At 68.7% G+C, this 20,065-nt stretch carries 17 protein-coding genes; 11 read left to right on the forward strand and 6 right to left on the reverse strand.

Going from position 1 to position 20,065, the window contains the following annotated elements:
* The first annotated feature begins 680 nt into the window (after positions 1–680).
* From ACQEVJ_RS45395 to ACQEVJ_RS45405, 3 genes are all read left to right on the forward strand, one after another.
* Entirely contained in the window at positions 681–1,880 is a 1,200-nt protein-coding gene (locus tag ACQEVJ_RS45395; protein ID WP_433112164.1) for an RNA ligase RtcB family protein, read from the forward strand.
* Positions 1,877–2,599 (forward strand): peptide chain release factor H, encoded by a 723-nt coding sequence (prfH, locus tag ACQEVJ_RS45400; protein ID WP_433112167.1) that lies wholly within the window; start codon positions 1,877–1,879, stop codon positions 2,597–2,599. The genes ACQEVJ_RS45395 and prfH overlap by 4 nt, the downstream gene beginning before the upstream one ends.
* A 460-nt stretch (positions 2,600–3,059) precedes the next feature.
* On the forward strand, positions 3,060–4,016 hold the full coding sequence (locus ACQEVJ_RS45405; protein WP_433112169.1) for an alpha/beta fold hydrolase: 957 nt from the start codon (positions 3,060–3,062) through the stop codon (positions 4,014–4,016).
* 288 nt (positions 4,017–4,304) lie between these two features.
* On the opposite strand, the gene ACQEVJ_RS45410 is transcribed toward ACQEVJ_RS45405, so the two are convergent.
* The 3 genes from ACQEVJ_RS45410 to ACQEVJ_RS45420 are packed head-to-tail and all read right to left on the reverse strand — an operon-like array spanning position 4,305 to position 7,312.
* The gene (locus ACQEVJ_RS45410; RefSeq protein ID WP_433112171.1) at positions 4,305–5,765 is read right to left on the reverse strand and encodes a hypothetical protein; all 1,461 of its coding nucleotides are present in this window, start codon (positions 5,763–5,765) and stop codon (positions 4,305–4,307) included.
* Positions 5,762–6,598, reverse strand: coding sequence for an undecaprenyl-diphosphate phosphatase (locus ACQEVJ_RS45415; protein WP_433112174.1), 837 nt, complete (start codon positions 6,596–6,598; stop codon positions 5,762–5,764). The genes ACQEVJ_RS45410 and ACQEVJ_RS45415 overlap by 4 nt, the downstream gene beginning before the upstream one ends.
* A 57-nt stretch (positions 6,599–6,655) precedes the next feature.
* Positions 6,656–7,312, reverse strand: coding sequence for a DedA family protein (locus ACQEVJ_RS45420; RefSeq protein ID WP_433112177.1), 657 nt, complete (start codon positions 7,310–7,312; stop codon positions 6,656–6,658).
* Positions 7,313–7,443: 131 nt separating this feature from the next.
* Between ACQEVJ_RS45420 and ACQEVJ_RS45425 the strand changes: the two genes are divergently transcribed.
* From ACQEVJ_RS45425 to ACQEVJ_RS45435, 3 genes are read left to right on the forward strand one after another with little or no spacing between them, the layout of a single operon-like run.
* Positions 7,444–7,833, forward strand: coding sequence for a BlaI/MecI/CopY family transcriptional regulator (locus ACQEVJ_RS45425; RefSeq protein WP_433112180.1), 390 nt, complete (start codon positions 7,444–7,446; stop codon positions 7,831–7,833).
* Positions 7,834–7,842: 9 nt separating this feature from the next.
* Positions 7,843–8,778 carry a M56 family metallopeptidase gene (locus ACQEVJ_RS45430; protein ID WP_433112183.1) on the forward strand — a complete coding sequence of 312 codons (936 nt, stop codon included), beginning with the start codon at positions 7,843–7,845 and terminating at the stop codon, positions 8,776–8,778.
* A gap of 39 nt (positions 8,779–8,817) precedes the next feature.
* Positions 8,818–9,516 (forward strand): response regulator transcription factor, encoded by a 699-nt coding sequence (locus ACQEVJ_RS45435; RefSeq protein ID WP_433112186.1) that lies wholly within the window; start codon positions 8,818–8,820, stop codon positions 9,514–9,516.
* Here the strand turns inward: ACQEVJ_RS45435 and ACQEVJ_RS45440 are convergent.
* Positions 9,461–10,726 carry an ATP-binding protein gene (locus ACQEVJ_RS45440; protein ID WP_433112189.1) on the reverse strand — a complete coding sequence of 422 codons (1,266 nt, stop codon included), beginning with the start codon at positions 10,724–10,726 and terminating at the stop codon, positions 9,461–9,463. The two genes, ACQEVJ_RS45435 and ACQEVJ_RS45440, sit on opposite strands and share 56 nt — an antisense overlap.
* A gap of 67 nt (positions 10,727–10,793) precedes the next feature.
* On the opposite strand from ACQEVJ_RS45440, the gene ACQEVJ_RS45445 reads away from it, so the two are divergent.
* From ACQEVJ_RS45445 to ACQEVJ_RS45455, 3 genes are all read left to right on the forward strand, one after another.
* Entirely contained in the window at positions 10,794–12,023 is a 1,230-nt protein-coding gene (locus ACQEVJ_RS45445; RefSeq protein WP_433112191.1) for an MFS transporter, read from the forward strand.
* A gap of 387 nt (positions 12,024–12,410) precedes the next feature.
* A complete protein-coding gene (locus ACQEVJ_RS45450) occupies positions 12,411–13,673 on the forward strand; it encodes a COG4705 family protein (protein WP_433112193.1) in 1,263 nt (420 codons plus the stop codon).
* 236 nt (positions 13,674–13,909) lie between these two features.
* A complete protein-coding gene (locus ACQEVJ_RS45455; RefSeq protein ID WP_433112195.1) occupies positions 13,910–14,668 on the forward strand; it encodes a phytanoyl-CoA dioxygenase family protein in 759 nt (252 codons plus the stop codon).
* Between the two features lie 172 nt (positions 14,669–14,840).
* Here the strand turns inward: ACQEVJ_RS45455 and ACQEVJ_RS45460 are convergent, their stop codons facing one another.
* Positions 14,841–15,698 carry an alkaline phosphatase family protein gene (locus tag ACQEVJ_RS45460; protein WP_433112198.1) on the reverse strand — a complete coding sequence of 286 codons (858 nt, stop codon included), beginning with the start codon at positions 15,696–15,698 and terminating at the stop codon, positions 14,841–14,843.
* Positions 15,699–15,932: 234 nt separating this feature from the next.
* Positions 15,933–16,796: a LysR family transcriptional regulator gene (locus ACQEVJ_RS45465; RefSeq protein WP_433112201.1), complete on the reverse strand. Its 864-nt coding sequence runs from the start codon at positions 16,794–16,796 to the stop codon at positions 15,933–15,935.
* 211 nt (positions 16,797–17,007) lie between these two features.
* On the opposite strand from ACQEVJ_RS45465, the gene ACQEVJ_RS45470 reads away from it, so the two are divergent.
* Both ACQEVJ_RS45470 and ACQEVJ_RS45475 read left to right on the forward strand, forming a co-directional pair.
* Positions 17,008–17,880: an aldo/keto reductase family oxidoreductase gene (locus tag ACQEVJ_RS45470; protein WP_433112204.1), complete on the forward strand. Its 873-nt coding sequence runs from the start codon at positions 17,008–17,010 to the stop codon at positions 17,878–17,880.
* Between the two features lie 1,149 nt (positions 17,881–19,029).
* Positions 19,030–19,485: a hypothetical protein gene (locus ACQEVJ_RS45475; protein ID WP_433112207.1), complete on the forward strand. Its 456-nt coding sequence runs from the start codon at positions 19,030–19,032 to the stop codon at positions 19,483–19,485.
* Positions 19,486–20,065: the final 580 nt, after the last annotated feature.

Raw genomic sequence — 20,065 nt, forward strand, 5'->3', positions numbered from 1 at the left:
CCGGAGTCGGGGTCGTCTGGCTCTTGGGCATCGCAGTCATCGTGTGGGCTATTCGTGGGGGCGATGAGGACGGGAAGTACGAGGAAGAGCGCGCAGGATAGGCCGCAGATCAGCGACCGACTGCGGTACGGCGGTCCATGCAAATTGCCCCGAGCCTGAGCAGATGCGATCAGTTGTCGTCGGAGGGCCTGGGGCGTGGCAGAACCACGATAAGGAACGTTGCAATCGGTCCGAGAAAGAGGGAGAGCAGCCACCAAGCGAACCCCGAACGGCCCTTTCCCTGCGCTAAGCCGGCGTTGATCAATGTGAGGGTGAGGTAGCACCAGCCCGCGACGTCGTTTGCGTTCATCGACTCCATGGCGATGATTTTGGCATACAGCTATTTTCCGTGCGGCCCGCACACTTTCGCCCTGTCCTGATATCTCGGGACTCAATGAGAGTGCACCCATCCGCCATGGCCTCAGCGTGTCGACCGCAGCGCACCCGCACGTCGTTGAGTGAGGGTGCGTGCAGGCGTGCAAGCCCGTACGGCCGAAAATCGCTTGCCTCGCGTGGCGGGCTCAGGAAACGTTGTGTCCATGATGCTCTGACGGACAGCAACCCGCTACTTCGAGATGCCACGGCGCCGACTCCCGCCGTAATGCCGCCCGCCCATAACCTGTTCAGCAAAGAGAGCGTCTTTGTCTCAGCAACACTCCCGGCAGGAGTTCCTGCCGCCGTCCATCCCGGCCACGGGGTCGGCCACCGTCGCCGTTTTCGCCTCCCCCACCAGTTGGATCGAGTCCGATGCCGTCGCTCAGTGCCACCAGGTGGCCGCCCTCGACGGCATGATGCACGTCGCCGCCATGCCGGACCTGCACCCCGGCAAGGGCGCCCCCATCGGCGCCGCCATGGCGTCGACCAGGCTGTACCCGTTCCTGGTGGGCTCCGACATCGGTTGCGGCATCGCCGTGTTCCCCGTCAAGCTCAAGCGCGCCGTACCCGAGAAGCTCGCCGCTCGGTTCCCCGATCTGGATCGCGCGCTGCATCCTGAGCAGGATGCCGACGACCCGGCCTGGGCCGTTGTAAAGGGCGATATTCCTGCCGGTCACGTCGAGGGCCTCGGGACGGTCGGCCGGGGCAACCACTTCGTCGAGCTGGCGCGCATCGGGACCGTCTTCGAGCCAGGCCACGCGAGCCGTCTCGGACTCGCCGCCGGCGACCTGGTCCTCATCGTCCACAGCGGTTCCCGAGGGCTGGGCGAACGCATCCTGCGAGCCCACACCGCGGTCCACGGCGCGGGTCCCGCCCCTGATCCCGGCGCCTACCTGGCGATGCACGACGACGCCGTACGCTGGGGATCACTCAACCGGCGGCTGCTGGCCGCCCGGGTCGCCCACGCGCTGGGGACCGAGCCCACCGAGCCGATCCTCGACCAGTGCCACAACCTGGTCGAGGTCCGCGACGAGATCTACCTGCACCGCAAGGGGGCGGCGCCGGGCGACGGCCGCGACGTGCTCATCGCCGGTACGCGAGGCACCCCTTCCTACCTGGTGGCCGGCCACGCCGGGCCGGACGCCAACCACTCCGTGGCGCACGGCGCGGGCCGCAAGATGTCCCGTGCGGACGCCCTGCGCCGGGGCCGGGCCAAGCACACGGTCGAAGAACTGCGCCGCACACCGATGGGGTCGCTGGTGGTGTGCGGCGACCGCCAACTCCTCTTCGAGGAGGCACCAACGGCCTACAAGCGCATCGAGCAAGTCATCGCCGACCTCGTCGACCATGACCTGGCCACGCCCGTGGCCACCACCATCCCTCTGGTCACCTACAAGACGCCCGACCTCGGGTCCACACCCCAAACGGACCACCGGGACCACCGCCGCAAGCGAGGCCGGCCGTGAGCGTTCACCTGCTCCTGTCGGCCGGGCGTGGCCCGCAGGAGTGTGCCTGGGCGCTGGCCCAGCTGCTGCACCGCCTTGAAGCCGACGCCACCCGGCGGAATCTGGAGACCCATCGGGTCCAAACTGTCCCCGGAGACCGGGCCGGCACCTACCGATCCGTCCTCATCCAGATCGCAGGAGGCGGCGCCGAGGCATTCGCCGCCTCGTGGACCGGAACGCTGTGCTGGCAGGCCCCCAGCCCATACCGGGCCAACACCGGCCGGAAGAACTGGTACGTCATCGCCCAACCGTGCCAGGTCGACACCCCGCGCACGACGTTCGCGGAAGCAGACGTCGACATCGTCGCCTGCCGCACCGGCGGCCCCGGTGGTCAACATCGCAACAAGGCCAGCACGGCGGTACGGGCGACCCACCGGCCCACGGGGATCGTCGTCGTGGTCGACACCGAGCGGCAGTTCAGCCTCAACCGCCGCATCGCCATGCGGCTGCTGCGCCGAACCATCGAGCACGGCGACGAGGCGGCAGAGCGCGCCGCCATCACCGCCCACTGGCGCATCCACGACGCCCTCGTACGCGGCAACCCCACCCGCATCGAACGTCCGGAACCGTCGAAGCAGGACCTGGCCCCGCAGAAGCAGACGCGCCGACGACAGCGGCAGTCCACCCGACCACGCCCACCGCGGGAGGAGAGTCTCATCCGGCAACATGAGGATCGCTAGGGCAAGAGCGGGCGGTGCCGCCGTCCGGCTGCACCGCTTGCCCGCTGTAAGCCTCCGACATTGGTCAGCCGTTCGGGCTGCCGAAGGGTCCTTTGCCTAACTTGTTCTGCGCGACGGCATGCTCAATGGCTTGCTGATATGTGAGCCATCCTTGCTCGCATTCGCTAGACCAGTCACATTCGTGACGATTCGACCCGACTTCTTGGGGCTTGAGCGGGCGAGGGCGTGAGTGCGCCTGCACACCGGAGGCCAGCCGCCACTACCGGCACGCCTGGCCCTGCTCCTGGCGTCCGCACCGCACGACAGAGCGCGGCGATCGCGGCCCTCCCCGGCAGACCGCACTTGTCCCCCGCACGAGCTACCGACAAATGTCCACCGTACGGGGACGATCCCGGACCGACCGATCCGTAGCGTTACGACGCAGCCACGGCGCTCCGTTCGCTTTTCCCACTACACCGCCGTGCGCATCACCCCGGCGTCGACTCCCTCACTGGAGGACCTCATGCTCCGCAAGATCAAGACACCCGTTGTGGCCGCGCTGTGCTGCACGGTGCTCGGCGCGGGGGTCGCCGGCTGCGATGGCGACTCGTTGGAGAACTGGGACCCTTTCGCCCCCGCCACGCGGACAGCCGATGCCGCCCCGATCTCCGGGACCGAGAAGATCGACGTCGCGGGCCGGTCGGTGAACGTGTCCTGTTCGGGCGACCCGGAGAAGGGCAGGCCGGTCGTCATCCTGATGCACGGGGGAGGCGATGGGCTGGACAAGCTGGCCGCCATCCAGAAGACGCTGAGCAAGCAGAACCGGGTCTGTTCCTACGACCGGCTCGGCGCGGGCGCGAGCGACCAGCCGGACGGCCCGCAGAGCTTCTCCAGCACCGGGAAGATCCTGACCGGGGTGCTCGACCGAGTCGCCGGTGACAGCCCGGTCGTCCTGGCCGGGCACTCGCTGGGCGGCCTGATCGCCGCCAGGTACGCCCCCGACCACCAGGACAGGGTCAAGGGGCTGGTCCTGATGGACGCCACCCCATCCACCATGGTGGACGACATCAAGAAGGCGATCCCCGAGTCCGCCACCGGCCCGGCGGCCGAGTTGCGCGCACAGAACCTCGCGATATTCAAGGGCGAGAATCCGGAGAAGCTCGTCATCACGGACGGCAAGGTCCATTCCGCCGGGAACATCCCGGTGGAGGTGATCCAGCACGGGAAGCAGTACCTCGCGGCCGTCCCCAAGTACGGGCCGCGCCTGGAGCAGGCGTGGGCCGCGGGCCAGCGCAAGTGGCTCGCGCTGTCCAGCGGCAGCAAGCTGAGCACGGCCACGGACAGCGGCCACTACATCTACGTCGACCAGCCCGATGTCGCCGTCCAGGCCATTGAACGCGTCACCGCGCAGGCCACACGTCAAGCGCATGGTGAGTGACCACAGGTCCAGGATCAGTGGCCAGTGCGTCTGAGCGAGGTAGTCGGCGAGGTGCTCGCGGGTAGCGGCCCTCCGCGCACTGGGGCATGAGTTAGGTCAGACGGCCCAGCTCGCGGCCTTCATCGAAGAACTCGCTTGACAAGCCCTTGACGCCCCATGCCCGTGAGGACCGCACGTTCCCAGTCGCGGCGCTCGGCGAGGCGCGCGCATGGCCGCGAATACGGCGTGAACCGCGCCTTGGCACGTGTTCAGGGGCCGGGCGCTGGTCCGGCTGGGCGCCGGCGGGGGTTAAGGCAGGTAGGCGGTGTAGCCGGTGCCCCGGAGCCGGTGGGCGGTCCAGGCCTGGGCGTAGCCGGGAGGTCCGGAGCGTGTTTTGGCGAGGGCTGCCGTGGGTTCGGTTGCGGCGCGGCGCAGCAGGGCTGCTTCGGTGGTGTTGCGATTATTGCCGCTGACGTCGGCGGAGGCGCAGCCGGCGTAGTAGCCGATCGGCTGGGAGTGGCTGCCGGTGACCAGGCAGGGCGGGTGCAGGCCGAGGCGGCGAAGGTCGTCGGCGACTGCCCGGTAGCGGTCGGTGGTGGCTCGTGCGTCGGCGTGCCTCTCCTGGAGGACCGTGTACTGCACCGTCAGGTGCACGACGAGCAGCGCGGCAAGAACGCCGGCGACGGCGGCACGCGCGGGGACCGGGCGGACGGCTCGCACCGTACGGCCAGCCAGGGTGGCGACGGGCAGGGCCAGCAGGGCGTAGACGGGCAGCAAGAAGCGCGGTGCGGAGTAGCCGATGAGGACGAGGTAGGGGACGCTCAGCGCGGCGGCGCAACTGGCGGGCAGCACGGTCTCGGCCGCCCGCCCGGCGCACAGGGCCACCACGCATGCCGTCAGCGCGAGCACGGGAAGGGCCAGCCACCACAGCGTGAGTTCCGGGTGGGTCAGCGGGACGGTGCAGGGGCGGCACAGCAGGGGTCCGTTCAGGCTGCGCCAGGCGTCTCCGCCGGCCCAGTGCAGGCCCATGCCGCCTTCGGTGGCGCTGGAGGCGTGCAGGCGGGCGCCGATGCCGCCCCATCGCACGTACGCCTCGGCGATCCACTGGGCGCCGCCCACCGCGAGCCCGCCCGCGATGGCGAGGGCGAGGGCCGGGCGCCGCCAGGCGGGCACAATGCCGCAGGCGGCCAGCAGCGGCGCCGCGAGCCAGACGCCGTCGGAGAAGCGGAAAAGTGTGGCTGCCGCGACGGCGCCGCCCAGGCCGAGGAGCACCCCCCTGGACGCGCCGGGCCGGTGGGCGCGCAGGAACCAGCCGACCGCCGCCACCGCTGACAGTGCCACCCACAGGTTGGGCATGGCCTGAGGCCCGTACAGCATGGTGGCCCACAGGCCTGCGAACAGCAGGGCGGCAAGCGCGGTCCGGGCGGGCCCGAGCAGCGGGCGCCAGACGCGGTACGCGGCATAGAGCGCGGCGGCCGACAGCAGCGCCAGCACGGTCCTGAGCACGGGGGTGGAGCCGGTGACGGCCAGCACGGGGGCCGCCAGGAAGCTGATGCCCCGCGAACGCGGCGCGCTGAAGTAGGCAGCCGGATTGCGCGGGTCGACCTGGGACAGGTACACCGTCTCGTCCCAGCCGAGCCCGAGGTGAGGCGCGGCGAGAGCCAGCTGGGCCGCCACGTAGCAGGCGGCCACCAGGGCCAGCCACGGGATCCGCCTGCACACCCGGCCCTGCGCCCCCTTACACGGCCGGGCGGCGACCCGGGTGGTCATGCGTTGATCACTCCGGCGCCCAGCAGCGCGAACAGCAGCACCCCGACGACGATCCGGTAGATCACGAAGGCGTTGAACGAGTGCCGGGCGACGTACCGAAGCAGCCAGGCGATGGAGGCGTAGGCGACGACGAAGGACACCGCAGTGCCCACCACGAGCGGTGCGATGCCGACTCCCGCGCCGACGGCGTCCTTGAGCTCGTACAGGCCGGCCCCCGTCAGAGCGGGGATGCCGAGCAGGAACGACAGCCGGGTGGCCGCGACCCGGTCCAGGTCCAGGAGAAGGGCGGTGGACATCGTCGCCCCGGAGCGGGAGAAGCCGGGGAACAGCAGGGCGAGAATCTGCGAGGAGCCCACCAGCATGGCGTCCTTCAGACCGATGTCGGCCTCGCCGCGCTTGTGGCGGCCCATCCGGTCGGCGAACCACATCACCGCGCTGCCGGCCAGCAGCGAGCCGGCCACCACCCACAGCGAGGCGAGCGAGCCCTCGATGAGCGGCTTGGCGGCAAGCCCCACGACCACGATCGGGATCGTGGCGTAGACGACCCACCAGGCGAAGGCGTAGTCGTGGTTCTGCCGCTCCGCGGGCCGGAACAGGCCGCGAAACCAGGCGGAGACGATACGGACGATGTCAGGGAAGAAGTAGACCAGCGCGGCGGCGATCGCCCCGACCTGGATCACCGCGGTGAAGGCGACCACCGCGGCGTCGCTCACGGGGACGCCCATCAGGCCCTCGGCGATCTTCAGGTGGCCGGTGGAGGAGACCGGCAGGAACTCCGTCACCCCTTCGACCACACCGAGCATCACGGCTTGCAGGACACTGATATCACTCATCGGCAGTCTGACTCTCTCTCCAGGGAGGCGCTGGGGTCGGGCAGCGCAACCGCATCGTCACGGGGCGGACTCCCGGGTGGGCTCCGCCTTTGTATCCGCACGTCCGCGGGCCCGCAGCGCCTCCAGAGCCAGCGGCAGCAGCGAGACGGCGACGATCACGCCGATCAGGGGCAACAGGTAGCGGTCGACGTTGGGGACGCTGGCCCCCAACGCGTATCCGGCGAGCACCAGGCCGACGGTCCAGATCAGCCCGCCGGCGACTTGCCACAGCGCGAAGGTGCGCGCCGGCATCCGGACCACTCCGGCGAGCGGGTTGAGCACGGTTCGCACCAGTGGGATGAACCGGGCCAGGAAAACGGCCTTACCGTGCCCGTAGCGGGCGAGCAGGTCCTCGGCTCGTGCCGCGCCGCGCAACAGGTGCGAGTTCCGGGTACGGCCCAGCAGAGCCGGGCCCACCCGGCGGCCGATCACGTAGCCGGTCTGCGCGCCGAGCAGCGCCCCGGATGCGGCAGCGACCAGCACCGCGGGCAGGGAAAGGCGGACGCCGCCGACCGTGGTGGCGCACAGCAAACCCGCGGTGAACAGCAGCGAGTCTCCGGGCAGGAAAAACCCGATCAGCAGGCCGGTCTCGGCGAACAGCACCACGAACACACCCGCGGCGCCGAATGCCGTCAGCAGCGAGGTGGCATCCAGCGGATTGAATCCCGTCGACACCCAGCGGTCCTTTCCCGGCCTGCCCCTGTCCGTCGGCTCAGGGCGCGTGGCACACTCGGAACACGGCAGCTTTTACACCGCCGTAGAAGTTCTACACGACTGTAGAAGATGGGCAAGGGGAACGACAACCCATGAGCGCCACTCCACCCGGGCGGGGCCACAAGCGCGCCAACGGCGAGCGGGAGGCCGAGATCCTCGACGTCCTGCTGCGAGCGGACACAGCGCTGACCCCTGGAGAGGTCGCCGAGCGTCTCGGCGGCGAGCCGACCTACAGCACCGTGGTGACCATCCTCACCCGGTTGTACGCCAAGCAGCTGCTCGTCCGGCACCCGCGCGGCCGGGCCTACGCCTACGCCCCCGTCACCGACGAAGACGGGTTCGCCGCCCGCCGCATGCGCAGCGTTCTTGAGGAACGGCCCGACCGTCAGGCCGTGCTCGCCCGCTTCGCCGACGGGCTGTCCCCTTCCGACGCGGATCTCCTGCGCCGGCTGCTTGGGCCCGACCCGCACTACGGGCAGTAGAGGATTCGGATGCGCATCGCCGTCTACCTTCCGCTGCTGTTGTCGCTGCTCGCTCCGCTCGGTGCGCGAGTCCTGTCGGAACGGTGCGAACCTCGCGTGGCCACCTGGCTGCTCACCGTCTCGGCACTGGTGCTGGGCGCGGCGAGCACGCTGTCGCTGGGCCTCCTGGCCATCACCGGACTGATCCGCATCCCCCTGCTCGCCGACCTCGGGCACTGGTCCGTCAACACCGTCCAGCGGGACGACCCCACCCATTTGTCGGTCGCCGTGGTCGCAGGCCTTCTGCTCGGCGGTGCCGTACTCGCCGCCGGCCGCATGCTGTGGACCCGCGCTCGCTCACTGGCCGCCGCGGCCCAGCAGGCCGCCTGTATGCCCGCCCACGACGACCTGGTCGTCATCGAGGACGAGACCCCCGACGCTTTCGCGGTGCCGGGACTGCCTGGACGCATCGTGGTGTCCACCGGCATGCTGCGCCTGCTGGACGACGGCGAGCACGACGTCCTGCTCGCCCACGAACGAGCCCACCTGGCAGCGCATCACTACCTCTTCGTCGCGCTCGCAGGGCTGGGCGCCGCGGTAAACCCTCTTCTGCGCCCGCTCGCCGCCGCCGTCACCTACACCATCGAACGCTGGGCCGACGAACGCGCCGCCGCCGCGACCGGCGACCGCGCCCGGGTCGCCCGCACTGTCGGCAAAGCCGCCCTGGCCGCCCCCCGCACCGCCGGGAACCGTCTTCCGGGCCACGCCCTGGGCATCCTCGGCCATCGCGGCCTGCCGCGGGACGCCGGGCCGGTGCCCCGCCGGGTCGCCGCCCTGCTCTCACCGCCCCTGCGCCACCGTCCCGAAATGGCCATCGCCGCAGGCGCGGTCCTCGCCGTCGCCACCTGCTCCATCGCCGAAGCCACCCACGACCTACACCTGCTGTTGGAGCTCATCGGCGTCTGACAGCCTCTCCCATCAGAGTGTTGGTGTAAGGCTGGGTGCATGGCACGGGTGCTTGTGGTGGAGGACGATCCGGTGATCGGGCCGGAGCTGGAGGCGGCGCTGACCGTCGCGGGATACCGGACCGACCTCGCGGCCACGGGGGCGAAGGCGCTCGATCTGGGCAGGGCGGTCATGCCCGATCTGGTGCTCCTGGACCTGGGGCTGCCGGACGATGACGGTGTCACCGTGTGCCGCCGGTTGCGGACGGTTCTGCCGCAGGCGGTGATCGTGGTGCTGACGGCACGCACCGCGGAGTTCGAGGTGGTCGTGGCGCTCGACGCGGGGGCGGACGACTATCTGACCAAGCCGTTCCGGCTGACCGAGCTGCTGGCCAGGATTCGAGCCCACTTGCGTCGCCAGGCGGCGCCCCGGGACGACGATCAGACCTTGAAGGTGGGGCGGCTCAGCCTCGACCTGCCGGCTCGCAGGGCGTACGTCGCGGGCGACGAGGTGGCGCTGCGGCCCAAGGAGTTCGACCTGCTGACGGCGCTGGCATCCCGCGCCGGTGAGGTCGTCTCCCGCGAGGAGTTGATGGACGAGGTGTGGGACGTCAACTGGTTCGGGCCGACCAAGACACTCGACGTGCACGTGTTCGCGCTCCGCCGCAAACTCATCGATCACGGCGAGGATCCGCAGCGGATCGCTACGGTACGGGGACGGGGCTACCGTTACGAGCTGCCGGAGACAGCAGAAGGCTGAAGACCGGCGGAACGGTCCTGCGCAGGACCAGGCGGCCCGCCTCGGCCTCGGCCAGCGAGCGGGCCAGCGCCAAGCCGATGCCGTGCCCGTCGGCCGCCCGCCGCGCGAACACGTCCAGACCCTCGGGGACTCCCGGTCCGCGGTCGGCGACCTCGATCGCGATGCCGTCGGCGAGGTCCGCCGCCTCGACGGTGACCTCACCCTCACCATGGACCAAGGCGTTGTCGAGCAGCACGCGCAGGATCTGCCGTACCGCCGCGGCGGAGGCGGCGACGGGGGGCAGGTCATCCGGCACGCTGACCGTCAGCCGACGCCCCTGGGCGGCGAGCGCGCCCTGCCAGCACTCCCTGACTTCGTCGAGCACGGCGGGTACGTCGAGCGGCGCCGACCCGGTCCGATTGTCACGAGTGAGCCGTACGAGGTCGTCGATCACGGTCTGCAGCCGCTCGCCTCGCCCGAGCGCGGTGTGGACGGCGTCGGCGAGGGCGGCGTCCGGCCGGGCCAGGGCCGCCTCCAACCCGAGCATCATCCCGGTGAGCTGAGTGCGGAGCTGGTGGGAGACATTGGCGCTGAAGGCGCGCTCACGATCGAGCACCTCACCGAGCCTGCGGGCGGTGGCTTCCAGCGCGAGCCCGGCCTGGTCGGCCTCCCGCACATTGGATCGCGACGCCCGGATCGTGAAGTCCCCGTCGCCGAGGGCCTGCGCGGAGCGTGTCAGATCCTCCAGCGGTGCGGCGAGCCTCGCCGACTGACGCCGTGCGAACGCGGCGGCCAACCCGATCACGAGTACGGCGAGCCCGGCCATGATGAGCCACGCGATGTGCGTCTTGCCGACCACCGTGTCGTACGAGGTGGCGACCCTGACGACCCCCGGCGTCTCGTCGGACGGGATGGGCTCGGTGGCGATGAGGACGCCACCCTCCACACCCTCTCTGAGCGGCGACCGGGCAGGGCCCGAGCCGAGGATCCGCCGCCCGTCTGTCGTGTAGACGCCGACGGTCATATCGCGGGGAAGACCGGTGGGGAGCGAAACCGGGGTGGCGTTGGAGAAGGTGGAGGCCACCCACGTCGCCTCCATTTCCAGTGACTCGATCGCTCCGTCGTGGTAGAGCCGGGCGACGGCCACGGCCAGCGGCACCGCGAACAGGGAGACGGCCAGCACGGCCACCCCCGTGATCGTGGTGAGCAGACGGCTGCGCAACGACCTCATCCGCCCATGGTGGCCCCCCGAAGGTAAGCGGGACGCTAACCAAGCAATGAGTAACCTACTCGTCACTATGCGTGATAGCAATCTCGTCCGGCTCCTGCTGACCAGCCAGTTCTCCATCAAGTTCGGCTTCACCCTGCTGATGCCGTACCTCGCGGGGCACCTCACGCACGGCCTCGGCCTTACCGCGTCGGCGGTGGGACTGATCCTCGGGATCCGCAACGCGAGTCAGCGCGGCCTGGCGCTGGTCGGCGGGCATCTGGCCGACCGGTTCGGGTGCCGAGCCGCCGTCGTGACCGGGTGCGCGCTGAGGTCCGCGGGGTTCGGACTGCTCGCGTTCGCCGACAGGGTGCCGGCGCTGCTGCTGGCCTCGGCGGCGACCGGTTTCGCGGGCGCGCTGTTCGACCCGGGGATACGCACCATGCTGGCGACCGTCGCCGGTGACCGCAGGACCATCCTGTTCGGCCGTTTCAACGTGGCCGGGCAGGCCGGGCTGCTGCTCGGCCCGCTGGCCGGGCTGGTGCTGGCCGCGCTGGACTTCCGCCTCGTCGCGCTCGTCGCCGCCGCGGTGTTCGCCGTTCTCGCCATGGTCCAGGCGGTCGCGCTTCCCGCCGTCGCCGCCACGGCCCCCAGGGAGGACCGCGCCGGATGGCGAAGGGTCCTGCGGGATCGCTACTTCCTCGTCTTCTCCCTCGCCATGGCCGGGTCGTACCTGCTGCCGTTCCAGATCTACGTCACGGTGCCGCTGGTCATGGGCCGCACGCTCGGGCCCGAACAGAACTTCGGGATGGGCGAACTGTTCGCGCTGTCGGCGGTGCTGGCGATCGCGTTGCAGGGACGGGTAGGTGCGTGGGCGGCGAAGCGGTGGTCACCGCCGCGCTGCCTGGCGGCCGGTCTCGTGGTGATGGCGCTGGCGTTCGTGCCTCTGGTCGCGTTTCCGCAGCCCGTCGTGCCCTCCGTCCTCAACGAGGAGGTGGCCGAACATCTCGCGATGCTGCCGATGCTGGCCGGCGCGGCACTGCTGGCCGTGGGAACGATGCTGATCTGCCCGTTCGAGATGGACGTCATCGTACGGCTGTCGCGCGGGCGTCTCGTCGCGACACACTACGGCCTCTATTCGACCGTGTCCGGCGTCGCGACCGCCGCGGGCAACCTGCTCACCGGTCTGATGTGGGAATCCCCGTACAGATGGCTGCCGTGGACGGCCTTCGTGGCGCTGGGATGCGGGTGCGCCCTGGGAGTGGCCCTTCTCAACCGCCGACGACTGCTGGCGCCAGTCCGAACGGCACCCTTGGGGTAAGAACGCGGCTTATCTCGCGCTAAGCGGGCGTTAACCATCGCCCTCCTACCGTTGCCTCATGCGTTTACGCCAATGTCTGGCACTGTGCTTTCTGGCACTGTGTTTTCTGGCGCTGGGCGTCCTGGCGGGCATCGTCAGAGTGGGCACCTTGACCAACTCGCTCAGCACCCGTGCCAGGCGCCACGGCACTCGATCGTGAAGAAAACCGGAACCGCGGCCGGCCTCGTCGTTCAGCTACCTTCCTCCGCCCTGACGCGAAGCGGATTGAGTTGCTCACCGGAGAAACACGAGGCGGCTTCCACTCACTCCCTCGCCGATGACGGCGTCCCTTTTCCTGTCTGGAGCGTGCGCATGGTAGCCACCTCTGCTCCCCCTCGACTGCGACAAATGGCGAACAAGGTGCCCCTGGTCACCGCGACCTTCTGGGTCATCAAGATCCTTTCGACGACGGTCGGGGAGACGTTCGCGGACTACCTGTCAGTCAATGTCGGGCTCGGCCCGGCAGTGACCGATGGTTTGGTGTTCGTCGTCCTGGCAGCGGCCCTGGTGCTGCAGGCCTCCACCCGCCGCTACACCCCGTGGATCTATTGGCTGTCCGTGGTACTGGTGAGTATCTCGGGGACGCAGATCACCGACTTCCTCACCGACACCCTCGGGGTCAGTCTGTACGTCAGCACGGCGCTGTTCGCGGTGCTCCTCGCCGTGGTTTTCACCGTCTGGCACCGGCAGGAGATGACTCTGTCGATCACGGCGATCAACACGCCCCGGCGGGAGGCGTTCTACTGGGGCGCCATTCTGACCACCTTCGCGCTGGGCACCGCGGCCGGCGATCTGTCCACCGAGGCGTTGAGTCTCGGGTTCCGCAACGGTGCACTGATCTTCGGCGGCGCCTTCCTCGTCACGCTGGTGCTGTGGCGGATCGAGGCCTGGCAGGTGGCCGCGTTCTGGGCCGCCTACATCCTGACTCGCCCGCTGGGCGCCGCGGTCGGTGATCTGCTCACCCAGGACCACTCGCTCGGTGGTTTGGGTCTCGGCGCCACCCGGACCAGCGTGTTGTTCTTCGCCGTCATCGTCGTGCTTGTCGGGCGCGAGCAGGTGGTCACAACCAGGGCCCGCCGCGCGGGCGCGCACTCGGCGGATACCGGGGGCAAGTCAGGCCGGGCGAGCCTGGGCCGGCCATCGGACCTGGTGTGGGCTGCCGTCGGCATCGCCGCCGTCGTCGGGATCGGCAGCTGGCTGTCGGTCGGAGCCGCCGGCCAGGCTCCCGGCTCAATCGTGGCGGCGACCGGATCCGCTGACTCCCCTGGCGCGGCAGCAGGGGATTCGACAGCGGCGGGGGCTACAAAGGCACGGCAGGTGGTGTCAGCCAAGCTTGGGGATCTGTCCTCCTTCGCGGTCATCATCGACGACGTCAACGCGCTGACCGCCAAGGGCGACCTCGCCGGCGCGAAAACGCGGATCAAAGACCTCGAGGTGACCTGGGACGCCGCAGAGGCAGGCCTCAAGCCCCGCTCCCCCCAGGACTGGCACGCCTTGGACAACGCGATCGACGGGGCGCTAACCGCGCTGCGCGCCGGCAATCCGGCCCAGGCACAGTGTGTCGCGGCGCTACAAACCCTTGAGAAGACCTTGAACCAAGAGCAGAGCTGAACCGCGCCACCGCACTCAACCGGACCGGCCGGGCCGGCTGAAGGGGCTGTCAGGCGGTCCGAGGGGGTACAGGACGCCTTCCTTGGCGTAGTGCGGCTCTTCGAAGATCCAGTAGTAGAGGGGTGGCCGGAAACGCTAGAGGGACCGCGGCTGAGGCCGGAACTCCGGATAATGCTTTGGCGGGACGACACTTCGCTAAGCATGCTGTGATCATGCTTAGTGACGCGCAGCTGAGGATGTTCGTTGCGGACGGCTTCGTCCGAATCCAGGGCGCGTTCCCCAGAGAGATCGCGGACGAGTGCCGCGAGATCATCTGGCGGGACCTGAATGCCGATCCCGACGATCCAGCCACATGGCCGCGGCCGGTGGCGGCACGCCCGGATTACGCGGGGGAGCCGTTCGAGGCCGCCGTCAACACGCCGCGTCTCTACGCCGCATTCGACGACCTCGTGGGAATGGGGCGGTGGCTGCCGCGCACGAGCCTGGGAGGCTTTGTGATCCGCTTTCCCGGCGGGGAACCGGCCGTCGTCGACGGGTGGCACGTCGATGTGAGCTTCCCCGGCCACGACTCCGATCCGGGCGACTACATGACCTGGCGTGCGAACGTCGAGTCCAGGGACCGCGTACTGCTGATGTTCTTCCTGTTCTCGGACGTGGGGGAGGATGACGCGCCGACTCGCCTGCGCGTGGGTTCTCACCTGGACGTGGCGCGGGTCCTGGAACCTGAGGGCGAGGACGGCTTGGGCGCCAGGGAGTTGGCCCGGCGTGCGGAGGGCGCCAGCAAGCATCGTCCGGTCGTCCACGCCACGGGCAGGGCGGGTGACGTCTACCTGTGTCACCCGTTTCTGGTGCACGCCGGCCAGCCGAACCTCGGAAAAGAGCCCCGTTTCCTGGGCCAGCCGAAACTCAGCCCGGCCAAGCCGCTCCAGCTCGACCGTGTAGACGGGGCCTTCTCTCCCGTCGAGACTGCGATCAGGCGAGGCCTTGGATGGTGACCACCCACTTTTGATCACAAGCAAGCCAGACGGAGTGATCATCTCCGCCGACACGTCCGTGATCAGGCTCACCGCGCCCAGGGCCGGCACGGTTCCCGGAACCGCGGCCCACCGCCGTCCCGGGTGCGGGACGACGGCGGGCGCGTCGCGACTGTCCGCGAGGTACACGCGGTCAGTTCCAGATGCCGGAGATGGCCGACGCCGACGCCGCGTTGCCCGCGTGGCCGGTGCCGTACATGTCCTCGATGGTGCGCAGCAGGTTGTAGTGGTTGTAGGTGGTGCCGGAGGACGACCCCGCCAGCACCGGCTGGCCGTACAGCACGGTGGCGATGCGGTTGCCGCTCAGCCGGTTGTCCTCGTCGAAGGTGACCACGAGAAGGCTGTTGTGGGTTTTGGCCCAGGTCGCGTACGCGCCGAGGTTGTTGTTCAGCCAGGTGTCACCGGTGGACACCGAGCAGTCGTGCATGTCGCTACACAGGTTCGGGATGACGAACGACACCTTCGGCAGCTTGGTGAAGTCGGTGGGGAACTGGGCGAAGGTGTACGCGGTGGACGTCGGCACGTTGGAGAACCCGAACCAGGGGTTGTGCTTGCGGGCGTACTTGCCGCTGCTGCATGTGGTCGAGCCCTGGCTGGGCAGCGTCTCGTTGTAGCTGGCCCAGCTCTTGCCCGCGGCGATCAGCTCCGAGGCCAGGTTGGGCGCGGAGCTGAAGCCGGGGGTGTAGCAGGAGTCGTCGGTGACGCCCTGCGTCGACCCGGAGAACATGGCGAAGTAGTTGGGCTGGCTGGGGTGGGTCTCGGCGTAGAAGGCGGTCAGGTTGGCTCCGCCGCTCTTCAGGGAGTTGATGTAGGGGGCGCTGGAGCTGCCGATGACTTGGGAGTAGGCGTGGTTTTCGAAGACCACGACCACTGTGTGGTCCGGCGTCGGCAACGTGGCCGTCTGGGCGCAGCCTCCGGCGGCCCACAGGCCCAGGGAGGCCGCGGACAGCGTGAAGGCGGTGGCGAGAGCGGTGATCCGGCGGGACGGCATGGCTGTCCTCCACAGGGGGGTGTCTGCGACCAGCTCAGGCTAGGAACGCCCCGTGACGCGGACCGCAACGCCTGACGCGAAAGTCGGCCGAACGGTGCGTGAAGCTCCTTCACCCCATCGAGATCGCAGGGCCTTCGGCTGTCGGGGGTGTTGCCGCGTTAGGCCTGCGGACCCGCAAGGGCATGGCGGCGGTGTGTCATCAGGGTGACGACGGCGATGGAAGGCACGAGAGGGTCATAGCCGTGTGGCCGTGCGGATCAGCCCGGCGAGGGCGAGGGAGCGGCTGTGCGCGGGCCAGGCGATGTGGGTGACGACGGGGGGTGCGTCGGCCAGGGGGACGGCGGTGTGCTCGGCCCATAGCCATGCGCGGGCGGAGTCGGGGAAGACGGCCACGGTGCGTCCGAGGGCGATTAGCTGGGCCAGCTGCGTCTGGTCGTGGATCTCGGGACCCGGGCCGGGTGGGTACGTGCCGTGGCGGGACCAGCGGGCGAGCGGAAGATCGGGGATGTCACTGACATCGGCCAGGGACAAAGTCTTGTGCGCGGCGAGGGGGTGCCCGGCGGGCAGAACGGCGATTTGCCCCTCGGTCATCAGTTCCTCGCTGTCGAACCCAGCGAGGGAGTTGAACGGCGCGTGCATGAGCGCCACATCAGCGCGGCCATCGCGCAGCATGCCTTCCTGCTCACACGTGCCGCTCGGCAGCACCTCGATCTCGGCGGCGTCGGGCTCGGCCGCGTAGGCGTGGAGGAGCTTGTGCAGCAGCTCGTGAGACGCGCCGGCCTTCACTGCCAGCACCAGGCGGTTGCGGGGGCCGCCCGGACTGTCGGTGCCACCGGCGCGACGGGTGCGGCGGGCGGCGGCGGTGGTCGCGTCGAGGGCTGCGCGGCCCTCGTGTAGCAGTACCTCTCCGGCGCCGGTCAGGGATACGCCGCGGCGGTTGCGTTTCAGCAGGGAGACCCCGAGGCGTCGTTCGAGCTGCTGGATTGCCCGGGACAGCGGTGGCTGGGCCATGCCGAGGCGCTCGGCGGCGCGGCCGAAGTGCAGTTCCTCGGCGACGGCCATGAAATACCTCAGCTCGCGGGTCTCCAAGGTGTCCATGGCCACACCGTACCTCGGTGATACCTACTGAGTATGACAGGCCACCGTATCGGTGTTGGCGGCACCGCTTGTCCGCGAGCGAACATCGACGGCACGAGCGAAACGAAGATCGCGCTGGTGACCCCCGCAAACAAGGGGTGCCGTTAAAGAACGGCGAACCAAGTGACAAGTAACCCTCTGTAGTATCCAGCTCAGCAGGAGAGACACAGGCATGAACACACCCTCCGCGTCACTGCCCGGCGGCACCTGGACCCTGGGTGATCTGACCGTCACCCGTTTCGGCTACGGCGCCATGCAGCTCGCCGGCCCCGGGGTCATGGGCCCGCCTGCCAACCACGACGGCGCGCTCGCCGTCCTGCGCGAGGCCGCCGCCCTCGGGATTACCCATATCGACACCGCCGGTGCATACGGACCACGCGTCACCAACCAGCTGATCCGTGAAGCGCTGCACCCCTATCCCGAATCGCTGCACATCGTGACCAAGGTCGGCGCGGTCCGCGATCAGCAGGGCGGCTGGCCCCCTGCCCGGCAGCCCGAGGACCTGCGCCGCGCCATCCACGAGAATCTTGAGGACCTTGGCCTCGATTCGCTCGACGTGGTCAATCTCCGGCTCGGCGACGCTCAGGGTCCCCAGCCCGGTTCGCTCGCCGAGCCCTTCGAGACCCTCGTCGAACTCCAGCAGCAGGGCCTGATCCGACACCTTGGAGTGAGTAACGCGACGGCGGAACAGGTCGCCGAGGCGCAGACGATCGCGCCGATCGTGTGCGTGCAGAACATGTACAACCTCGCCTACCGTCAGGACGACGAGCTGATCGACGATCTCGCCGACAAGGGCATCGCCTACGTGCCTTTCTTCCCGCTCGGCGGCTTCACCCCGCTGCAGTCCACGGCGCTTTCTGCCGCGGCCACCCGGCTGGATGCGACGCCGATGTCGGTCGCGCTGGCCTGGCTGCTGCGGCGGTCGCCAAACATCCTGCTCATTCCCGGCACCTCGTCGGTGGCGCACCTGCGCGAGAACGTCGCCGGCGCGGGACTCTCGCTCTCCGACGAGGAACTCGCCGAGTTGGACAAGATCGGCCACTAGGGCGTACAGGTTGAGATCATGCTGTTGCATGCTCGCCTGCGCTGAGACCGTCGACGCTGGTAGATCATCTCGTGGTGGCGTTGGTGACCTTGCTGATGACGAGTAGTCCTTGATCGAGCCCCACCTGCCCTTGGGCGAACGGGGCCCGATCCCGGATTTGGCCTCCCCTGGGCCGAAGCTCTGCTCGCCTGGCTTGTCACTGCACACGCGCGGGGCGACGTGAGGCCTGACCCTGTCCTCTGCGCTCACGACGCAGTTTCAGTTCGATCAAGGTGCCGCCAGAAACTCACTTGAACGCGTCGGTGCCCCCTCATGACGGACAGCGCGACGGTCAAACGATAAAAGGCCAGGTCCCTAACCTCGGGATCTGGCCTTTGAGCTGGTACTTCGTGGTGGGGCTACCAGGACTTGAAACCTGGGACCTCTTCCTTATCAGGCAACGGCAACAGGTGTTCGAACTGGCCTTACATGGCCTCTACCTGCGGAGGCAGTCCACTGCCGTCCGCCAGCGTCCAGTGTCGTTCGTCGGCGTTGTCACGCAGTTGGTCACTCACCCGATCTGTTCCGAGACTCCATACGCCAGCACGAACGCTAGACACAGAAGACCGCTGATGGCCACGACCAGGGCGCGATAGGGCGCACGGGGATTAGGTGACACTACCCAGCTTGTGGGCGTAGCCGCTGAAGCAGCGAAGATTACGGCCGATGCGATGCCACCTGCACCGGCCACTCCCACGCTCGGAAACACCAGAAAGATCAAGCCGCCGAGAATAAGAACGCTGGCCACCGTGTAGAGCCCAAGCCTGCAAACCACACTTTTCTCCCTAGCCGCCTGCTTGGCCGCTCGGGCGCGTCGCCGTTTTGCTCGCCTGCTTGAGTGCTGCGCGTTGCTCACTTGCCGCCCTCGGCTCTTCGATCTAGTCAATCATGGAACGCTTACTGTTTCGCTCTGGTTCCAGGATGACCCTCAGGTCATCGAGATCCAATCCATCCTGACTGCTGCCCTGCGGCGACTGCCCAGCTCATGCGCTGAGCTGGGCAGTCAACGTTCGCCGCTTCTCATCGTTTCGCGCTGCTTTTCGCGCTCATGTGCCCTGGATGTGCCCTGCCGTCGAGGCGTTGTCGTACCCAATGGCTATCTTCCTCTGCATGGCAGTCCCGGAGATCATCCCTATCGGGTACGAACCCGACTACCACACCGACACGATCGGCCATTGGGACGGCGGCCAATTCCTTGGCTCTGTCGTCGCCGCCTTCCCCAAGGGCTACACCCATACCGACGACTGGCTCTCACACAAGCGCTGGTACGCCGTCCTGCACACCTTCGACGCCGCCGGCCACCACGTTGGCTCCCGCATCGAGCGCACCGGAACCGATGACCACCACCGGGCCTCCGTCGACACCCCCCAGGACCGGCTGAACCGGTGGCTCGACGCGCTCCCCGGCCTCCGCTACAGCGACATCGCCATCCGGCCCTTCCGCCATGAGTTCGACGACGTGCTGTTCGGCCTCGTCATCGAGACCTTCGAGGGCCAGCAACACGCCGAGCTCTACCCGAACAACATCGGCTTCTACGAACCATGGGATGGCTCATACGACACATGACCACCTGATCCGTAGGGAAGGGCAGGCCGCTCGTTGATGGCTCGCCGCCCTGTTGCGCCGGTGGATGCGGGCCGGTGGGGTGCGATCGTGTTGGGCGGCGTTGCTGTATGCGCTGCTGTATCAGCAACGCCCCGCTGACCCGCCCGATTTGAGAGTAAGGATGTTTCCCAATCTGTGGTCATCTTGCAGCAGAAAAACGGTATGCGTGGGCGTGTCGGCATCGTACGGCAAGCCCGGCCGGGTATTTCCCTCGACGCAGTGATCAGTCAGCTGAGGAATCGGGAAAGGTGGGCCATGATGAATTGCGTACGTCTGGGCACCGTCGCTGTTTCCACGGCGTTTCTATCAATTGCGATATCGTCTGCCGCATCCGCCGACGTCGTTCCGGTGGCGCCGGCACCGGCACCCATGGCGCCGTCCATGGCGACTGTGCCGCGCACCCACGCCCCAGCGAGGGTTTCCACGCCCACGCTACTCCCCCGACTCACCGCACTCCGCCGGTTCACCGCACAACCCTCCCTTCGAACGGCGCTAGAGCCGCGGGAATGGCAGCCGGGGTGGGATCCCTACTATGAGGCGC

Origin of the sequence: Microbispora sp. CA-102843, from assembly GCF_050936215.1 — a bacterium.
GTDB lineage: Bacteria > Actinomycetota > Actinomycetes > Streptosporangiales > Streptosporangiaceae > Microbispora.

Excerpts from the sequence above, each read along its gene's own strand:
- ACQEVJ_RS45450 (WP_433112193.1), top strand. The coding sequence starts at position 12,411 with ATGGCGAACAAGGTGCCCCTGGTCACCGCGACCTTCTGGGTCATCAAG.
- ACQEVJ_RS45440 (WP_433112189.1), bottom strand. The coding sequence starts at position 10,726 with ATGAGGTCGTTGCGCAGCCGTCTGCTCACCACGATCACGGGGGTGGCC.
- ACQEVJ_RS45425 (WP_433112180.1), top strand. The coding sequence starts at position 7,444 with ATGAGCGCCACTCCACCCGGGCGGGGCCACAAGCGCGCCAACGGCGAG.
- ACQEVJ_RS45415 (WP_433112174.1), bottom strand. The coding sequence starts at position 6,598 with ATGAGTGATATCAGTGTCCTGCAAGCCGTGATGCTCGGTGTGGTCGAA.
- ACQEVJ_RS45470 (WP_433112204.1), top strand. The coding sequence starts at position 17,008 with ATGAACACACCCTCCGCGTCACTGCCCGGCGGCACCTGGACCCTGGGT.
- ACQEVJ_RS45410 (WP_433112171.1), bottom strand. The coding sequence starts at position 5,765 with ATGACCACCCGGGTCGCCGCCCGGCCGTGTAAGGGGGCGCAGGGCCGG.
- ACQEVJ_RS45475 (WP_433112207.1), top strand. The coding sequence starts at position 19,030 with ATGGCAGTCCCGGAGATCATCCCTATCGGGTACGAACCCGACTACCAC.
- ACQEVJ_RS45430 (WP_433112183.1), top strand. The coding sequence starts at position 7,843 with ATGCGCATCGCCGTCTACCTTCCGCTGCTGTTGTCGCTGCTCGCTCCG.
- ACQEVJ_RS45465 (WP_433112201.1), bottom strand. The coding sequence starts at position 16,796 with ATGGACACCTTGGAGACCCGCGAGCTGAGGTATTTCATGGCCGTCGCC.
- ACQEVJ_RS45445 (WP_433112191.1), top strand. The coding sequence starts at position 10,794 with ATGCGTGATAGCAATCTCGTCCGGCTCCTGCTGACCAGCCAGTTCTCC.
- ACQEVJ_RS45455 (WP_433112195.1), top strand. The coding sequence starts at position 13,910 with ATGTTCGTTGCGGACGGCTTCGTCCGAATCCAGGGCGCGTTCCCCAGA.
- ACQEVJ_RS45460 (WP_433112198.1), bottom strand. The coding sequence starts at position 15,698 with ATGCCGTCCCGCCGGATCACCGCTCTCGCCACCGCCTTCACGCTGTCC.
- ACQEVJ_RS45435 (WP_433112186.1), top strand. The coding sequence starts at position 8,818 with ATGGCACGGGTGCTTGTGGTGGAGGACGATCCGGTGATCGGGCCGGAG.